Here is a 17,905-nt window from a genome sequence, read left to right as displayed (position 1 = left end):
TGAATGGCCTCTTTACGCGATATTAAGTCTCGGATTACTTCAACGAAAAAGACGAGTCAAATTACAAAAGCGATGCAGATGGTATCTGCTTCTAAAATGAACCGTGCCGAAGCTAATGCAAAAGCATATGTTCCATATATGGAAAAAATTCAAGAAGTGGTATCCAGTATTGCGAACGGAAGCACGGATGCCTCTCATCCAATGCTTACTTCACGTCCAGTTAAGAAGACCGGATACTTGGTTATCACATCGGATCGTGGATTGGCAGGGGCATACAATAGCAGCATCCTTCGCCAAGTTCATAAGACCATTCTTGAACGCCATAAATCCAATGATGAGTTCGTCATTATCGCAATCGGAAGGGTTGGCCGTGATTTCTTTGTCAGCCGTAATATGCATGTAGAGCTTGAAGTAATTGGAGTTCCCGATCAGCCGTCTTTTGCTGACATTAGCTCCCTTGCAAAATCCACAGTGAACCTATACCTGAATGAGCTGTGTGATGAGCTTTATATGTACTATAACCATTATGTCAGCCCAATCCAGCAGGAAGTAACGGAAAAGCAAATCCTTCCGTTATCTGACTTTGATACTTCCAATGCAACTTTGACGTCTTATGAATTTGAACCGAATGCCGAAGAAATTCTTGAGGTATTATTGCCTCAGTACGCAGAAAGTTTGATTTATGGTGCGTTGTTAGATGGTAAAGCAAGTGAGCACTCTGCACGTATGACTGCAATGAAAAATGCAACAGATAATGCAAAAGAGTTGATTGACTCACTTTCATTACAATACAACCGTGCACGTCAGGCGGCAATCACTCAGGAAATTACCGAGATTGTCGGCGGAGCAGCTGCTTTAGAATAGAATCATTAAAGGGGCGGTCAGCCCGGACTATGCTTGACCGTTCCATAATATTGATAGTCGTTATAAGCAACGTTAGGAGGGAAAACGATGAATATAGGACGCGTTACTCAAGTTATGGGTCCGGTTGTTGACGTGAAATTCGAAGACGGACAACTTCCTAAGATCTATAACGCGTTAAGAATCGAAAATACAGCGTCTGGTACAGGACTAACTCTTGAAGTGGCCCTTCAACTAGGTGATAATACAGTTCGTACTGTAGCAATGTCTTCCACTGATGGGTTAACCCGTGGTGCAGAGACGCTTGATACAGGAGCTCCAATTTCCGTTCCTGTAGGTGAAGTTACTCTAGGTCGCGTTTTCAACGTTTTAGGGGAAAACATCGACCTATTTGAACCACTTACGGCAGAGGTGCGTCGTGATCCGATTCACAGACAAGCACCAACTTTCGAGGAACTATCAACACAAGTTGAAATTCTTGAAACGGGTATTAAAGTAGTAGATTTACTTGCCCCTTATATCAAAGGTGGTAAAATCGGTCTCTTTGGTGGAGCTGGTGTAGGTAAAACTGTACTTATCCAAGAACTTATCAATAACATCGCACAAGAGCATGGCGGTATCTCCGTATTCGCTGGTGTAGGTGAGCGTACTCGTGAAGGGAATGACCTTTTCTACGAGATGACTGATTCTGGTGTTATCAAGAAAACGGCGATGGTATTCGGACAAATGAACGAGCCGCCTGGTGCACGTATGCGTGTTGCCCTAAGTGGTTTGACAATGGCTGAATATTTCCGTGACGAACAAGGACAAGACGTTCTTTTCTTCATCGATAACATCTTCCGTTTCACGCAAGCAGGTTCCGAGGTTTCTGCCCTACTAGGCCGCATGCCTTCTGCGGTAGGTTACCAACCAACCCTCGCAACGGAAATGGGTCAATTGCAAGAACGTATCACTTCAACGAATAAAGGTTCCGTTACTTCCATTCAAGCGATTTATGTACCTGCCGATGACTATACGGATCCGGCTCCGGCTACAACTTTCGCTCACTTGGATGCAACAACTAACCTTGAGCGTAAACTTTCTGAAATGGGTATCTACCCAGCGGTTGATCCGTTGGCGTCATCTTCTCGTGCTCTTAGCCCGGAAATCGTTGGAGCTGAGCATTATAAAGTGGCACGTCAAGTTCAATCGACTTTACAGAAATATAAAGAACTTCAAGATATCATTGCGATCTTGGGTATGGACGAATTAAGCGAAGACGAGAAAGTAATCGTTGCGCGCGCCCGTAGAATCCAAAACTTCTTGTCACAAAACTTCCACGTGGCTGAACAATTCACTGGTCAAAAGGGATCTTATGTACCAGTTAAAGAAACAGTCCAAGGATTCAAAGATATCCTAGCTGGAAAATATGACGACCTTCCTGAGGATGCTTTCCGTCTAGTTGGCCGCATCGAAGAAGTTATTGCTAAAGCAAAAGAAATGGCTTAATTAAAGGGACCTAGGAGGGAATGAAATGAAGACCATTAAAGTCAATGTTGTTACTCCCGATGGCCCAGTATATGATGCAGAAGTTGAAATGGTAAGCACTAAAGCTAAAAGCGGTGAGATGGGAATCATGGCTGGACACGTTCCAACCGTAGCCCCGCTCACCATTGGTGCTGTCCGTCTTAAGAATGGAAGCAACACGGACTATGTAGCTGTAAATGGCGGCTTCTTGGAAGTCCGCCCTGATGTGGTAACCATTTTGGCTCAATCTGCTGAAAGAGCTGAAACTATCGATCTTACACGTGCTCAAGCAGCAAAGGCACGTGCAGAACAAAGATTGCAAAATAATGATGGATCGAATGATGTCAAAAGAGCTGACCTAGCGCTTAAACGTGCACTCAACCGAATCCAAATCGCACAAATGCGATAAGCTTATGATGAAGGCACCTGAGCGGACCATCCTTGGTTCGATCAGGTGCTTTTTTAATCTTTCCCATTTGCGACGAAGGTCGTAATTTAGGAAAACCTGCTGATATATATCGAATGATGGAATAAACTTTTTTCCAGATTACCCCTCGGCTCGTCGACATTTTCCAGTCATAATGCTATAATGTATACGCTTACATTTTTACTTCAAACCCTCTCCAGTCACGTTGCTTCTAAAAGATTGCTACTCTGCATAAATATATAAAACAGCATCCAACAAAAAAGAAGACAAGCAAATAGAACATGTACCCATTTACTGTTGATTGATCCATAAAAGGGAGATGAATATGGGACAGCTGCATTTGTACCAAAATAATTATTTAATCGTATTCGTATTTCTTTGTCTCGGGATTTTATTACCGGTTGTCGCACTTTTTCTAGGCAAGCTCCTTAGGCCTTATAAACCAACAGATATGAAATATACGACATATGAAAGTGGAATCGATCCTTTTTCCGATTCCAGGGTTCAGTTCAATGTTCGGTATTACTTATTCGGTTTGATGTTCGTCATCTTTGATGTGGAGACGGTTTTTCTTTATCCCTGGGCAGTAGCCTATGATGAGCTAGGATTGTTTGCGCTTATAGAAATGCTATTTTTCGTCATTATACTCTTGCTTGGACTAATCTACGCTTGGAAAAAGAAGGTGTTGAAGTGGAATTGAAATTAGACGATCTTACCCCAGCCGAAATGGAAGAAATGCGGCAAAGCATATTTTTATCAACGCTTGAACAAATTAAAGGCTGGGCCAGAAGCAATTCGCTCTGGCCAATGACTTTCGGTTTGGCCTGCTGTGCAATCGAAATGATGGGGGTAGGCTCTTCACATTATGATTTGGACCGTTTCGGTTCATTTTTCAGGACGTCGCCCCGGCAATCGGATGTCATGATCGTTTCTGGTACGGTGACAAAGAAAATGGCACCGATCATAAGTAGACTATATGACCAAATGCCGGAACCCAAATGGGTCATCGCCATGGGCTCGTGCGCAACTGCTGGGGGCCCGTATGTGAATTCCTACTCGGTGGTCAAAGGGGTAGATCAAATAGTGCCAGTCGATGTATATATCCCTGGTTGTCCCCCGAACCCGGCAGCACTTATTTATGGAATCAACAAACTAAAAGAAAAAATCCGTTACGAGGCAAAAACCGGAAAGCGGGTGATATAGATGGATGAGGATCAAGACCTGTCGAAGCAAAAGGCGGCCGCAGCGGCGAAGGCAAAAGCGGCAGCACTCGCGCGAAAGCAGGCGAAGGAGGAAGGGCCGGGTAATCCGTCAGGAGAAGACGACCTGTCGAAGCAAAAGGCGGCCGCAGCGGCGAAGGCAAAAGCGGCAGCGCTCGCGCGAAAGCAGGCGAAGGAGGAAGGACCGGGTAATCCGTCAGGAGAAGACGACCTGTCGAAGCAAAAGGCAGCCGCAGCGGCGAAGGCAAAAGCGGCAGCACTCGCGCGAAAGCAGGCGAAGGAGGAAGGACCGGGTAAACCGTCAGGAGAAGACGACCTGTCGAAGCAAAAGGCAGCCGCAGCGGCGAAGGCAAAAGCGGCAGCACTCGCGCGAAAGCAAGCGAAGGAGGAAGGACCGGGTAAACCGTCAGGAGAAGACGACCTGTCGAAGCAAAAGGCAGCCGCAGCGGCGAAGGCAAAAGCGGCAGCACTCGCGCGAAAGCAGAAATCCCCAGGTGATGAAGGAGACCTTGAACAAGCGAAGGCGAAGGCAGCGGCAGCTGCAAGGGCCAAGGCGAAAGCTGCAGCAGCTGCAAGGGCCAAAGCGCCAGCGGAGGAAATTCCGGAAAATGACATAAAGAACGAACCCTCCCCAAACCAGCCAGTACTCAATCAAATTGTATCCGCTATTGAAAGGCATGTAGGACAAGATGCACTACTAGATCACTATATTAATAAACTATCAAAGGATGTACCTACAGTAGTGGCAAATCCTGATACATACTACTCAATAGCTGAATTGTTTCGTTATGATGCACAGCTTAATTTTTCGTACTTATCGGAGCTTCACGGCACGGATTTTGAGACGCATATGGAAATCTATGTACACTTGCATTCCTTCGACATGAACCAATCAGTTGCACTTAAGGTGAAGCTGAATAGAGAGGCTCCTGCCATTCCCTCGCTGGTCCCTTTATGGAGCGGGGCCAATTGGCCGGAATGTGAGGCATATGATTTATTGGGCATCGTTTTCCGTGATCACCCTGATTTAAAGCGAATATTACTCGGTGATGATTGGAAAGGATATCCCCTTAGGAAAGATTATCAGCCTTATGATGTGGAGGTGTAACCCCAATGTTAAGGACGGAAGAAATGCTTCTCAATGTCGGGCCTCAGCATCCGAGCACACACGGTGTTTTTCGGCTCGTCATCAAAATCGATGGTGAAATTATAAAAAAGGCCACCCCTGTTATTGGATACTTGCATCGGGGCACGGAAAAGCTGGCGGAAAACCTGCAATATACACAAATCATCCCATATACCGATCGGCTTGATTATCTGGCGGCCATGACAAACAATTATGTGTTATGTCATGCTGTCGAAACGATGATGGGGTTGGAAATCCCCGATCGGGCTGAATACTTGCGGGTGATCGTCATGGAGTTGGGCAGGGTGGCAAGCCATCTTGTCTGGTGGGGAACGTACCTGCTTGATATAGGAGCGACGAGCCCTTTTTTATACGCCTTTCGCGAGCGGGAGATGATCGTCAATTTATTGACTGAATTGTCAGGTGCGCGGCTTACATTCAATTATATGCGAGTGGGAGGCGTGAAATGGGATGCCCCCGAAGGCTGGATCGCAAAGGTTGCCGAGTTCATCCCTTATATGAGGGAGCAGCTTGCCGGTTACCACGAGCTGGTGACAGGCAATGAAATTTTTGTGAACCGGGTAAAAGGGGTAGGCATTTATACGAGAGAGGAAGCGCTTCAGTATTCACTTAGCGGTGCCAACTTAAGGTGTACGGGGGTCAAATGGGATCTGCGGAAAAACGAACCATATTCCATTTATGACCGGTTCACCTTTGATGTCCCCACTCGTGACGAGGGCGATGCCTTTTCACGGTATCACTGCAGAATGGAAGAAATCGAAGAATCTTTGAAAATCCTTGAGCAGGCAGTTGAGCAATTTCCAGAAGGGCCGGTGCTTGCCAAGGTTCCGAAAATCATTAAGGTCCCGAAGGGAGAGGCCTTCGTGCGAATTGAATCACCAAGAGGGGAAATTGGCTGTTATATTGCGAGTGAAGGGAAAAAGGAGCCATATCGTTTGAAGTTCCGCCGGCCGTCATTTTATAATCTGCAAATTCTTCCCAAACTATTGGAAGGGGAGAATATGGCGAACCTGATAACCATATTGGGTGCCATCGATATCGTTTTGGGGGAGGTGGATGGATAAATGATCAAGGATTTACTCCATTCCGCTCCAAGCCTGCTGAACTTCGGCGTCTATTTTGGTTTGGCCGTCCTGCTTTTACTCGCGGTCTTGGGATTCGTCACCTATGGAATCCTTTCGGAACGGAAAATCATGGGGTTCATGCAGCTGAGGATCGGCCCGAACCAGATTGGCGGGAAGTGGGGGCTTTTGCAGACCGTTGCCGATGTTTTGAAACTTCTGATCAAGGAAGATACCATACCGAAAAAAGCCGACAGGCCGCTTTATATTTTGGCCCCGGTCATTGCTTTTGCTCCTGCGTTCATGGTCCTGGCCACCCTTCCGTTCACCGATGCGTTCCAATTTGCCGATATTGGTGTAGGGTTGCTGTATTATGTGGCGATTTCCGGCATTTCAACGATCGGCATCGTCACGGCGGGCTGGGCATCCAATAATAAATATTCGTTGATCGGCGGAATGCGCGCAGCCGCACAAATGATCTCTTATGAAATTCCTTTGGTGATGTCGTTAGTGGGCATCGTCCTTTTGACAGGCAGCCTGAACCTGAACGATATCGTGGCTGCCCAAGAGAAGGTTTGGTTCATTTTTCTTCAGCCGATTGCTTTCATCGTCTTTATGATTGCGTCGGTGGCTGAGCTGAACCGGATCCCTTTTGACCTTCCGGAAGCGGAATCCGAGCTTGTGGCAGGGTATCATGTTGAATATTCTGGATTTCGCTGGGCGTTCTTTATGTTATCGGAATATGTGTATATGTTTGCAATGGCCACGTTAACCACTGTATTATTTTTAGGAGGATGGAATTCAATTCCGTTTTTGGATTTTATTCCGGGTGCCATTTGGTTCGGCCTCAAGTTCAGTGCGGTGTTCTATATTTTGGTCTGGATTCGGGTGACCTTTCCGCGGATAAGGGCCGATCAATTGATGGAGTTCGGTTGGAAGGTGCTGCTTCCGGTTGCATTGGCCAATATATTCTTGACTGCAATCATAAAAGAAATCGTCAGCCTTTTTTAAAAGAGGTAAGCTGACCGGAAAGTGAGGGGTTACATGCTTGGTTTAGCTAAAGGTTTAAGCTATACATTAAAGAACTTGACCCGGAAGAAAGTGACGTATGACTACCCGAATGAACCGCTGCCGCTCCCTGACCGATTCCGCGGGATCCAAAAATTTTACCCTGAAAAGTGCATCGTATGCAATCAATGCGTGACGATCTGCCCAACCGATTGTATTCAGTTGACGGGAAAGAAACATCCCGACCCTTCCAAAAAGGGGAAGATCATCGACACGTATGACATTAACTTCGAGATATGCATCTTATGTGATCTATGCACGGAGGTCTGCCCTACTGAAGCGATCGTCATGACGAATCAATTTGAACTGGCGGAATATAGCCGTGATCATTTATTTAAAAACTTGGAGTGGCTAGATGAAAACGATGAAAATATCCGGAAGGTGAATAAAGTATGAGTGTATCCGGCGAATTGATTGCCTTTTTTGGTGTGGCACTCGTCGCCATACTGGGCGGGGTGCTGCTAATCACATTAACGAAAGTGGTGCACATGGTCATTGCTCTCGTTTTTACATTCTTGAGCATTGCGGGCATTTATCTGCTGCTTTCGGCGGAATTTGTCGCCATTGTGCAAATCCTGATTTACTCTGGGGCCATTACGATCGTGATGTTATTCGGAATCATGCTGACGAAGCATCGGGAAAACGATGAACCGTCAAAAGGGGGCTGGAGGAAATTCTCCTTGCTGTTGGCGATTGCTGGATTTGCCGTCGCGGTTTATCTGGGAATCTATGATCTAGATATACCGGTACAGCCAACCGCCTTGCATGAGGAAAATACTAAACAAATAGGGATCGAGCTTTTTTCTAAGTATGTGATTCCGTTTGAAGTAATGTCGGTACTCCTGCTTGTGGCCTTAGTCGGGGCCATCGTATTGGCTAAAAAGGATAATGAGGAGGGAGATCGTTCATGACGGGAGTCCCCTTGTCGGCATATCTCGTATTGGCACTCGTTCTTTTTTGTATAGGGCTGTATGGGGCTCTGACGAAAAGGAATGCGGTCATCGTTTTGATTTCAATCGAACTGATGCTGAACGCGGCCAATATCAATTTGGTTGCCTTCAGTAAATTCGGGGTAACGCCATCGATTACGGGCCAAGTGTTTTCACTATTCACGATCACTATCGCTGCAGCCGAGGCGGCTGTAGGGTTGGCGATTTTAATGTCCCTTTACCGCAATCGGAAGACGGTCAATGTCGATGAAATGGATATCATGAAGCATTGAAGGTTTAATTGAACGAAGAAGGGGATTTGATACGATGATGGAGAACGCTTGGCTCATTCCGATTTTTCCACTCGTCACGTTTTTGGTTCTGCTTCTATCAGGTGGCCGGTTACGGGAGCGGGGGGCATATATAGGAATAATCTTTACTTTGGCTTCATTTGTTTTATCGGTGCTTGCCTTGGTCGAAAGGTTGACGGCACCCACTTATAAAACAACAATGGATTGGCTTTCAATAGGAGGGACGCAGCTTACGGCGGGATTCGAGATCAATCAACTCAATGCCTTGATGCTTGTGATTGTATCCTTTGTCAGCCTGCTTGTCCAAATCTATTCGTTGGGATACATGAAGGGTGAAGAGCGATTCTCCACTTTTTATGCTTATCTGGGCTTCTTCACCTTTGCCATGCTAGGACTGGTCATGGCGCCGAATTTAGTGCAGCTCTATTTTTTCTGGGAATTGGTCGGTGTCGGCTCCTTCCTTTTGATCGGGTTTTATTTCTATAGACAGGAAGCTAAGGATGCAGCGAAAAAGGCCTTCATCATGACCAGGATCGGGGATGTAGGGCTATTGATCGGGATTATCCTCCTATTCTGGGAAACGGGCAGCTTCGAATATGAAGAGATTTTTCAAGCCGTTCAAGCGGGTGTGATCCCGGATGGAAGCATAACGCTGATTGCCATCCTCATTTTCATTGGTGCTGTTGGGAAGTCTGGGCAATTTCCGCTTCACACATGGCTTCCTGATGCAATGGAAGGCCCTACGCCGGTATCTGCATTGATTCATGCAGCAACCATGGTGGCCGCGGGCGTATACCTGGTAGCTACGATGTTCCCGTTATTCCTCGCTAGCGATGCGGCCATGCAGGTTGTTGCCGTAACAGGCGGATTCACAGCCATCTTTGCCGCGAGCATCGCTACGGTGCAAAAGGATATCAAGCGGGTGTTGGCCTATTCGACCATTTCCCAGCTTGGTTTCATGATGCTAGCTTTGGGCACTGCGGGTTATGTTGCCGGTGTGTTTCATCTAATGACCCATGCCTTTTTTAAGGCTCTGTTGTTTTTGGCTGCGGGCAGTGTCATTCACGCAATACATACACAGGATATAGAAAGGATGGGCGGGTTATGGGGAAGGCTGAAATGGACAGGTCCGCTGTTTTTGGCTGGCACCCTGGCAATATCGGGGTTTCCCTTGCTCTCGGGCTTTTTCAGTAAAGATGAAATCTTGATGGCTGCCTGGGCGAATGGTAACTATTTCTTATTTTCTCTCGCAGTGATCACGTCGTTTTTAACTGCCTTTTATATGTTCCGGCTATTTTTCATGATCTTTGCAGGAGAATCTCGCATTCAAGCAGAACAGGTCAAGGAATCTCCTGCGATCATGCTGCTTCCGATGCTTGTTTTGGGGATACTTGCTGTGGTCGGTGGGTATATCCAGACTCCATGGTTCGGAACCTTCCTTGGTGAGTGGCTTGTAGAGGGGAATGAGGCCGTGCTTGGTTCCGGGCACAGTGAAGGGCCGGTTTGGATCATGCTCCTTGCCGTGCTAATAGCGCTTGCAGGGATATTCCTTGCTTATATGATATACGCTAAAACGAAGCTGCCTCGGGAGTGGCTCGTCAAAAAGGACTCCACGTTATATCGGATTTTGGAAAATAAGTTTTATATTGATGAAATTTATTATTTTACTATAGTTCAATTGATCAAAGGCATTGGCTTATTCCTATCCTATGTGGAAAGGTTCATTATTGGTGGATTGGTGACGACTGTAACCGGTTCAATAGAAGGGTTGGGGAAAATAGGATCTAAACTGCAATCGGGGCAGGTACAGCAGTATGGGATGATTGCGTTTCTGGGTCTTGCGGTATTGTTGGTCATTTTTGCTTTAACTGGGGGGTATTTAAGATGAATGTCTATTTGCTCTCGCTTTTAGTTTTTTCACCATTACTGGGAATTTTGATGATTTCCCTGATGCCGAAAAAAGAGGAAAGGACCATCAAGCAATTTGGCTTTTTCGGAACGCTTCCCCCGTTGATCCTCTCATTCTTTTTATGCAGTCAATATTATTCCGGCGTTGCTCTTTCCGCCTTCAGCATAAAGGTGGATTGGATCCGGTTCGGGAATTTGGAGATGTACGATCCAAAACTATTTGCCGTCAATTATGAGTTGGGGCTGGATGGATTGAGCCTCAGCTTCATATTGCTGACGACCATCGTTTCCTCACTGGCGGCAATGGCCTCGATATATATAAAGCAGGGCTGGAAAGGGTATTACTTGTTGTTTTTGATCCTTGAGATCGGGATGCTCGGCGTCTTTACGGCAGAAAACCTGATCCTTTTCTTCATCTTTTTTGAAATGACGCTGGTTCCCGCCTTCTTTTTAATTGGCAGATGGGGCTTTCTGGAGCGGGAAAAGGCGTCTTATTATTTTTTGATCTATAACGGCATTGGTTCTGCCGTTTTATTGGTTGCCATTTTGATTCTGTTTGCCCGAACAGGTACAACGAACATTGCGGCTCTGACACAAATGATGACAATGGGCGGTGTGTCGCTGTTCGCTCCGATTTCCAGTTCGATGAAATATGGCTTATGCCTCGCCTTTCTGATTGCATTTGCGATAAAGCTTCCCGTATTTCCGTTTCATAGCTGGATGGTGCGGGTTCATGCAGAGGCACATCCATCCATCGTCATGGTCCATGCAGGTGTTTTATTGAAAATCGGGGCATACGGAATCATCAGGTTTGCAATGGGGATCTTTCCTGAACAATATGAAAGCTTGGCGCTTGCCCTTGTATTGATGGGAGTCATCAGCTTTTTATATGGGGCATGGCTGGCAATGGTGCAAACCGACTTCAAGCTTGTTTTGGCTTACTCATCAATCTCACATATGGGGATCGTCATGATGGGGCTCGGGGCCTTGAACGAAGCAGGGCTTCAGGGGGCGGTCTTCCAAGTCATCTCACACGGCTTGATCGCTGCACTGCTATTTTTCCTGGTGGGTGCATTATACGAGAGAACAGGGAGCACGATGCTCCCCAATCTTGGAGGGTTAGCGAGGTCGATGCCGGTTTTTTCCGGGTTTTTGCTGGCCTGCGGTTTGGCCTCGCTCGGTTTGCCAGGCATGTCGGGCTTCATCAGTGAATTCATGGTATTTCTCGGCTTATTCAAAGGTCAGCCCTTGCTTGCGGCAATAGCGGTGATCGGGCTTATTTTCACAGCTATCTATATACTGCGGGCAGTCATGCTGATGACGTTCGGCAAGAATGATAGTTTGGAAGAGAAAGAGAAGCGGGATATTGAAGGCTGGGAGTTGGTACCGGCATTGGTGCTTCTCGGATTGATCATTGCGATCGGCGTATATCCAAATTTGTTAGGCGGGCCCATTCAAAGTACGATTGAAGCCGTGATGCTTGCTCTAGGGGGGCGATGATAGATGGATTGGAACACGATGCTTTCTTATAATTGGGGAGCGATGATGCCTGAATTCATCATCCTTGGCACAACCATGGCTTTATCGATATTGGATTTGTTCTGGCCGGTGCACTTTAATCGAAGGAAATTGGCGTGGCTCGCGTTAACCGGCATCATTTTGGCAGGATTGTCGCTGATAAGCCTATTATCCTTTGAGACAGTCAGTATCCTGTCCGATACGTTTCGCTTGGATTCATTTGCAAAAGCCTTCAAGCTCCTGTTATTAGTCGGCGCGGGGCTAATCATCCTTCTCGCCGAAGGCTATGAACCGAAAGAAGGATTGCGTGAACACCGTGGGGAATTTTACTATCTGTTCCTGACTGCCTTGCTTGGAGCGATGATCATGTCCTCAAGCGGGGATTTGATAACCCTGTTTGTCGGACTGGAATTGCTTTCACTTTCATCTTATATATTGGTCGGAATCCGCAAACGCGACCGAGCTTCCAATGAAGCCTCGATGAAGTATGTGATAAACGGCGGGATTTCCACGGCTATCACCTTGTTCGGGATGAGCTATTTATATGGGGTGACAGGTTCAGTCAACCTAGGCGACATGAGCCGGACGATGGCAGGGATGACGGACGGCCAGCTGCAATATATCATCGGTCTCGCCTTCTTCATGGTTTTTGTCGGTTTATCCTTTAAAATTGCCGCCGCTCCCTTTCATATGTGGGCACCGGATGTTTATGAGGGTGCGCCGACACCTGTGGCGTCCTTCTTGAGCGTCATTTCAAAAATGGCGGGTTTTGTCATCCTGCTGCGCATTTTCCTTTCCTTGTTCCTGACCGCTCCGGGTGATGTGTTCGGGGCCTTAGACTTCTTGGAAAAAAATGATGGCTATATAGCAACAATGGCTGGGCTGACAATCATCATTGGAAATGTGATTGCGTTAAGGCAGCAAAATGTAAAGCGGTTATTCGCCTACTCAAGCATTGCCCATGCAGGGTACCTCCTTGTCGCTGTGGCTACATTGGGCGGAGGATATTTCCTGATCGATACAGTCTGGTATTACTTATTGGCATATGTATTGATGAACATCGGCGCATTCGCGGTCATCCAGCTTCTTTCCAGTCAAAGCGGTACAGAGGATATTGGGATGCTAGCGGGCCTCGGAAGGAAATCTCCTCTCCTGGCACTTGCATTTACCATCTATATCCTTTCCTTGGCTGGGATTCCGGGAACGACCGGCTTTATTGGCAAACTGAACATTTTCCTGGGTACGTTCATTACTGAGCCTGGCCATTTCGTCCTTGCCGGTATCATGATTGCCGGAACCATCGTCTCTTATGTGTATTACTTCGGGCTATTGGTCCAGGTCTTTTTCCGGCCGATTCATTTCGAGGGTGCGATAAAGATTCGCCCGGGCGTTTCAGCAGTTTTGATCATTTGTGCGATTGGCACCGTCATTTTTGGGATTGCTCCAAATATTGCCTTCGATTTTATTCATGAACAATTTGGTGATTTTACAGACTTTATCTCGAGTAAATGATATAATGCCATAGATAGGGGCTTGTTCCATTGGATCAAGCCCCTATTTACAGTTTTTAAAAAGATATTTGCAATTCTTCCTTTTATATTCCAAATATGAGGGTGTTTTGTGTTAGAATAGAGGACGGGTGTCTTTTAGGAGGTATGTACATGTTTTCAGCAATGGGACAGCAGGCTTTAACAGGGATCATTGCACATTTGTTTTTCATTGCAGTTACCTGGTGGGCTTTACAGGCATTACATTTCGATAAAATCTTAAGATCGAATTCGGTCATCAAGGCCAGGGTTTTATATATTTTATTGACGGTTGCCATCGGTTCGGTTGTGAGTAATTTCTTCCTTGACTACCTGGGATTTGCAAACCAACTTCCGTATATGTTCAGTGATGACTGACAAGCTGTAAGACTCTGTTTATAGCAAAATATGATCCTATTCTTTTATTCGCCAAGTCTTCTTCTTGCAATGGGCAGCTGAAGGCAGAAGTGATTGTCGGAAAACTCGAAGTATGATTTCTCTCCTTATGGCAATAATGCATAAAAGGGGAGGGATTTAACATGTATAATATAAACAAAAAAATGTTGGTATACATAGTATTTCTTGGTTTGATGGTGATTATAATTGGGAATAGTACGATTGTGGCAGAAACGAGACCGGATATAGTCAAAATGGTTGGGCTGTTACAAGAAGATGAGGATTTGGACATAGGTCAATGGTCCGTACTCGCTAGAGAAATAAATAAAGAGATTGCAACTAAACAAGAGTTTGACAGTGAAATTTATGCATTGAAACAAAAATACCCTCAATTTCAATGGCACCGGAAAGATGATGCTTCCGGCTGGAAGGCTGAGGCGTTAACGTACAATGTCGATTCAGGTCTGACCGAGTCTATCAAAATAATGACAACAGAAGAGAAATTTGAAAAAGTTACCTATGTCATTTATGAAGTGAAGGGACAGAAGTGGAAAAAAGGCAATCCGGCCTTTTTTACAACTACATTCCAGAACAGGGTAAATGACCTATTTATAGGGACTCCTTCAATTTTTTCTTGTATTAAAGGGTCTATCAATGATAATATGGATTCGGTTTTAAACTCTAAAACTGAAGACCTGTTAGATATGTTCCAAGCAAGGGAAATTGAGAGTGTGCATGAAACAAACTTTACATCTATATCTGCACATTCAACTTTGTTTAAACAACCTTTGACAAAAGAAAAATTAAATTTGCAGTTTGGGCTACGGACAGAAGGATTGGGTGAACGAACGAACTTTGTAGTTGGCACACCAATCATAACGTTTGAATATTAATATAGAGAAAATGGACGCGGAGGGGAATACTTTTGGAAAAAATCATCGTCCGCGGCGGAAAAAGGCTTAGCGGGACAGTTAAAGTAGAAGGTGCTAAAAACGCCGTTTTGCCAGTTATCGCTGCAACATTATTAGCAAGTGATGGGAAAAGTATCATTAAAGATGTTCCTACGCTCTCCGATGTATATACAATCAATGAAGTATTGCGCAACTTAAATGCAGATGTTGCCTTTCATGATAATCAAGTAACTGTAGATGCATCAAGAGAGTTATTAGATGAAGCACCATTTGAATATGTACGTAAAATGAGGGCTTCCGTTTTAGTGATGGGCTCCTTGTTAGCAAGGAATGGCCGGGCCCGCGTTGCACTTCCAGGAGGCTGCGCCATCGGCTCACGTCCTATCGATCAGCATCTGAAGGGCTTTGAAGCGATGGGAGCAAAAGTGAAGGTCGGCAATGGCTTCATTGATGCCGAGGTCGAAGGAAGGCTTAAGGGTGCACGTGTGTATCTAGACTTCCCGAGTGTGGGTGCCACTGAAAACATCATGATGGCAGCAACACTTGCTGAAGGCATTACTGTTTTGGAAAATGTGGCCAAAGAGCCTGAAATTGTAGATCTTGCGAACTTCCTTAATAAGATGGGTGCCAAAGTAAGAGGTGCCGGTACAGGTACGATGAGAATCGAAGGCGTCGATAAATTATATGGCGTTGAACATCATATTATACCTGACCGTATCGAAGCTGGTACATTCATGACAGCGGCAGCTCTTACCGGCGGTAACGTTCTTGTTCAAGGAGCTGTGCCTGAACATCTTACTTCCCTTATTGCCAAAATGGAGGAAATGGGAGTCAAGATCATTGAAGAAGGAGATGGCCTGCGCGTCATCGGTCCAAAAACCTTGAAGGCGATTGATATCAAAACAATGCCGCATCCTGGTTTCCCGACTGATATGCAGTCACAAATGATGGCATTATTGCTGCGTGCTGAAGGAACAAGTATGATCACGGAGACTGTTTTCGAAAACCGTTTCATGCATGTTGAGGAATTCCGCCGCATGAATGCCAATATTAAAATCGAGGGCCGCTCCGTTATCGTTAATGGACCGACTAACATTCAAGGTGCAGAAGTAGCTGCAACAGATTTACGTGCCGCAGCAGCGCTTATCCTGACTGGTTTGGTTGCAGATGGCATCACTCGTGTTACGGAATTGAAGCATCTTGACAGAGGCTACGTGAACTTCCACGGTAAATTGGCAGCTTTAGGCGCCGATGTGGAACGCATCAATGAAGATGTACCGGCAGAAACAAAAAAAATTGCCGATTTGAACGCTTAAGTTAGCTTATACGACCATTTACGTTTGAGATATTGAAACGTGAATGGTTTTTTTGTTCTTTCAAGTAAGGACTCCTGTTGAGCGGATGCCGTTTTTCTATTCATAAATGCTTGTCCTTCGACATACATTTGTTATGTAAAGATCCTGCCGAAGGCTAATTGCGGCAGAGAAAACAAGTGTAGGGAGGCTCAGGAGTTTGAAAGCAATCAAACCGATGATCATACTATTCGTAGCAGTAGCATTCGTAATTATCATGATTCCAGCAGTGCTTGTGCTTCCATTTTCAAATGATAAGACAAGTGGTGAGTTAGCCGAGCAATTGGAGAAGAAAGTGAAGAAGAGCAGTAATGAAGTAAGTGCAAAAGAAATGAGTAGCGTTGATGTTGCCGTTTACCGGACCCAAGCAAAAAAGATTGAAAAGGTGCCGATGGAAACGTATCTGACTGGCGTGGTTGCTGCTGAGATGCCAGCGGAATTTGAGGAAGAAGCATTGAAGGCACAGGCGTTGACGGCAAGGACCTACATTGTCAATCAGCTTATTGGCGAGAGTCGCCTTGGATTGCCTGATGGTGCCGATGTGAGCGATACGGTCATGCATCAGGTTTATAAGAATGATGATGAGCTTAAAAAGCAATGGGGCTCTGATTATAAATCGAAGATGAAAAAAATCAGCAAGGCCATCAAGGAAACGGAAGGGCAAATTCTTACCTATGATGGAAAACCGATTACAGCCACGTTTTTTTCCACCAGCAATGGCTACACGGAAAATTCCGAGGACTATTGGCAAGCGGATTTTCCCTATTTAAGAAGTGTGTCCAGTCCGTGGGATAAAGAGGAATCACCAAAATTTTATAATAAAGTTGTCGTGAACGCTGCCGATTTTGAAAGTAAACTTGGTGTGAGTCTTTCGGCAGGAACTACGATAGGAACTGTCGTCAAAAGAACCTCAGGCAATCGCGTGGGAATCGTGGAAATCGGGGGCAAGAAATTGACGGGAAAACAGATTCGGGAAAAGCTAGGGCTGACATCATCGGATTTTAACTGGGAGCGCCAAGGCAACCGGATTGTCATCACGACAAGGGGATCGGGGCACGGCGTTGGGATGAGCCAATATGGTGCGAATGGAATGGCCAGGGAAGGAAAAAGCTATGAAGATATCGTGAAGTATTATTATAAAGGGGTTAAAGTCCAGTCCTCCAATAAATGGCTGAATACGATGACCGCAAAAAAATGAGAGACGATAATCCGTCTCTCATTTTTTTGCGGTCACTTTTTCTATGTAGGTCAAAAAGCCGCGTCCGTGCTTGAAATAATGATATTGAACATGGAAATAGGCAGCGGATACTCCGATGATATCCTTTATGACATCTATTAAGGTAGCTGAACGGTATGGAACGAATGATTGGTGGTATTCATCCAATACTCCATAAAGGCAGGATGCAAGGGCAGCCAGCAGGCTTAATCCTGGTTTCAGTTTTTGGTTTGCGGCAAGTGCCGAAACGAAAAGAATGAACAAAATGGCAAATTCGACAAGGTGAAGCGCTTCTTTTATAAATCGGTCGATCGAAGTCGATGGAAGGTCAAGAAGCATATCATCGGGATTGCCCGACATAATCCATATTGCAATCATATATAGGAAAGGCAATGATGTTAATACGAGTTTAAAGGCTTTTTTCATAAATTAAACATCCTTCGGCATTAAGATACAAAACATTTTACCATTCCGCGAATAAAATCGGTTTCATTTCCACAAAATAAATCTAAAAAAATTTTTTCATGCGTGTATATAATCTTAGCAAA

At 45.5% G+C, this 17,905-nt stretch carries 19 protein-coding genes; 18 read left to right on the top strand and 1 reads right to left on the bottom strand.

All coding sequences use genetic code 11. The features are described from left to right. The first annotated feature begins 3 nt into the window (after nucleotides 1-3). From QNI08_RS13395 to spoIID, 18 genes are all read left to right on the top strand, one after another. Nucleotides 4-864, top strand: coding sequence for a F0F1 ATP synthase subunit gamma (locus tag QNI08_RS13395; RefSeq protein ID WP_285767920.1), 861 nt, complete (start codon nucleotides 4-6; stop codon nucleotides 862-864). Between the two features lie 87 nt (nucleotides 865-951). After that, entirely contained in the window at nucleotides 952-2,349 is a 1,398-nt protein-coding gene (gene atpD / locus QNI08_RS13390; RefSeq protein ID WP_061141276.1) for a F0F1 ATP synthase subunit beta, read from the top strand. Nucleotides 2,350-2,374: 25 nt separating this feature from the next. Then, nucleotides 2,375-2,776, top strand: coding sequence for a F0F1 ATP synthase subunit epsilon (locus tag QNI08_RS13385; protein ID WP_285767919.1), 402 nt, complete (start codon nucleotides 2,375-2,377; stop codon nucleotides 2,774-2,776). A 343-nt stretch (nucleotides 2,777-3,119) separates the two neighbouring features. Next, the gene (locus QNI08_RS13380; protein WP_285767918.1) at nucleotides 3,120-3,494 is read left to right on the top strand and encodes an NADH-quinone oxidoreductase subunit A; all 375 of its coding nucleotides are present in this window, start codon (nucleotides 3,120-3,122) and stop codon (nucleotides 3,492-3,494) included. 26 nt (nucleotides 3,495-3,520) lie between these two features. Continuing rightward, the gene (locus QNI08_RS13375; RefSeq protein ID WP_285768114.1) at nucleotides 3,521-3,997 is read left to right on the top strand and encodes a NuoB/complex I 20 kDa subunit family protein; all 477 of its coding nucleotides are present in this window, start codon (nucleotides 3,521-3,523) and stop codon (nucleotides 3,995-3,997) included. Next, nucleotides 3,998-5,122, top strand: a complete 1,125-nt coding sequence (locus QNI08_RS13370) for an NADH-quinone oxidoreductase subunit C (protein WP_285767917.1) — start codon at nucleotides 3,998-4,000, stop codon at nucleotides 5,120-5,122. It begins immediately after the preceding gene. A 5-nt stretch (nucleotides 5,123-5,127) separates the two neighbouring features. Beyond that, nucleotides 5,128-6,225 (top strand): NADH-quinone oxidoreductase subunit D, encoded by a 1,098-nt coding sequence (locus QNI08_RS13365; protein ID WP_285767916.1) that lies wholly within the window; start codon nucleotides 5,128-5,130, stop codon nucleotides 6,223-6,225. Next, nucleotides 6,226-7,233, top strand: a complete 1,008-nt coding sequence (gene nuoH / locus QNI08_RS13360; protein ID WP_285767915.1) for an NADH-quinone oxidoreductase subunit NuoH — start codon at nucleotides 6,226-6,228, stop codon at nucleotides 7,231-7,233. Between the two features lie 33 nt (nucleotides 7,234-7,266). Continuing rightward, entirely contained in the window at nucleotides 7,267-7,686 is a 420-nt protein-coding gene (nuoI, locus tag QNI08_RS13355; RefSeq protein WP_057911921.1) for an NADH-quinone oxidoreductase subunit NuoI, read from the top strand. Next, entirely contained in the window at nucleotides 7,683-8,201 is a 519-nt protein-coding gene (locus QNI08_RS13350) for an NADH-quinone oxidoreductase subunit J (RefSeq protein WP_285767914.1), read from the top strand. The genes nuoI and QNI08_RS13350 overlap by 4 nt, the downstream gene beginning before the upstream one ends. Beyond that, nucleotides 8,198-8,512, top strand: a complete 315-nt coding sequence (gene nuoK / locus QNI08_RS13345) for an NADH-quinone oxidoreductase subunit NuoK (protein WP_064467120.1) — start codon at nucleotides 8,198-8,200, stop codon at nucleotides 8,510-8,512. The genes QNI08_RS13350 and nuoK overlap by 4 nt, the downstream gene beginning before the upstream one ends. A 34-nt stretch (nucleotides 8,513-8,546) precedes the next feature. After that, the gene (nuoL, locus tag QNI08_RS13340; protein WP_285767913.1) at nucleotides 8,547-10,418 is read left to right on the top strand and encodes an NADH-quinone oxidoreductase subunit L; all 1,872 of its coding nucleotides are present in this window, start codon (nucleotides 8,547-8,549) and stop codon (nucleotides 10,416-10,418) included. After that, nucleotides 10,415-11,938: a complex I subunit 4 family protein gene (locus QNI08_RS13335; protein ID WP_285767912.1), complete on the top strand. Its 1,524-nt coding sequence runs from the start codon at nucleotides 10,415-10,417 to the stop codon at nucleotides 11,936-11,938. Before nuoL ends, QNI08_RS13335 begins: the two co-directional genes overlap by 4 nt. A 3-nt stretch (nucleotides 11,939-11,941) precedes the next feature. Continuing rightward, a complete protein-coding gene (nuoN, locus tag QNI08_RS13330) occupies nucleotides 11,942-13,468 on the top strand; it encodes an NADH-quinone oxidoreductase subunit NuoN (RefSeq protein WP_285767911.1) in 1,527 nt (508 codons plus the stop codon). A 149-nt stretch (nucleotides 13,469-13,617) separates the two neighbouring features. After that, on the top strand, nucleotides 13,618-13,860 hold the full coding sequence (locus QNI08_RS13325; protein WP_061465671.1) for a DUF1146 family protein: 243 nt from the start codon (nucleotides 13,618-13,620) through the stop codon (nucleotides 13,858-13,860). 161 nt (nucleotides 13,861-14,021) lie between these two features. Next, entirely contained in the window at nucleotides 14,022-14,771 is a 750-nt protein-coding gene (locus QNI08_RS13320) for a YwmB family TATA-box binding protein (RefSeq protein WP_285767910.1), read from the top strand. A 32-nt stretch (nucleotides 14,772-14,803) separates the two neighbouring features. Continuing rightward, complete coding sequence (gene murA, locus QNI08_RS13315) at nucleotides 14,804-16,105, top strand: UDP-N-acetylglucosamine 1-carboxyvinyltransferase (RefSeq protein ID WP_285767909.1); 1,302 nt, start codon at nucleotides 14,804-14,806, stop codon at nucleotides 16,103-16,105. Nucleotides 16,106-16,301: 196 nt separating this feature from the next. After that, nucleotides 16,302-17,339 carry a stage II sporulation protein D gene (gene spoIID, locus QNI08_RS13310; protein WP_285767908.1) on the top strand — a complete coding sequence of 346 codons (1,038 nt, stop codon included), beginning with the start codon at nucleotides 16,302-16,304 and terminating at the stop codon, nucleotides 17,337-17,339. An 18-nt stretch (nucleotides 17,340-17,357) separates the two neighbouring features. On the opposite strand, the gene QNI08_RS13305 is transcribed toward spoIID, so the two are convergent. Beyond that, nucleotides 17,358-17,783: a VanZ family protein gene (locus tag QNI08_RS13305; RefSeq protein WP_285767907.1), complete on the bottom strand. Its 426-nt coding sequence runs from the start codon at nucleotides 17,781-17,783 to the stop codon at nucleotides 17,358-17,360. Nucleotides 17,784-17,905: the final 122 nt, after the last annotated feature.

This window comes from Peribacillus folii (assembly GCF_030271255.1).
In the GTDB taxonomy this organism is placed as follows: domain Bacteria; phylum Bacillota; class Bacilli; order Bacillales; family DSM-1321; genus Peribacillus.
This window is presented reverse-complemented; position numbering and strand designations above follow the sequence as displayed.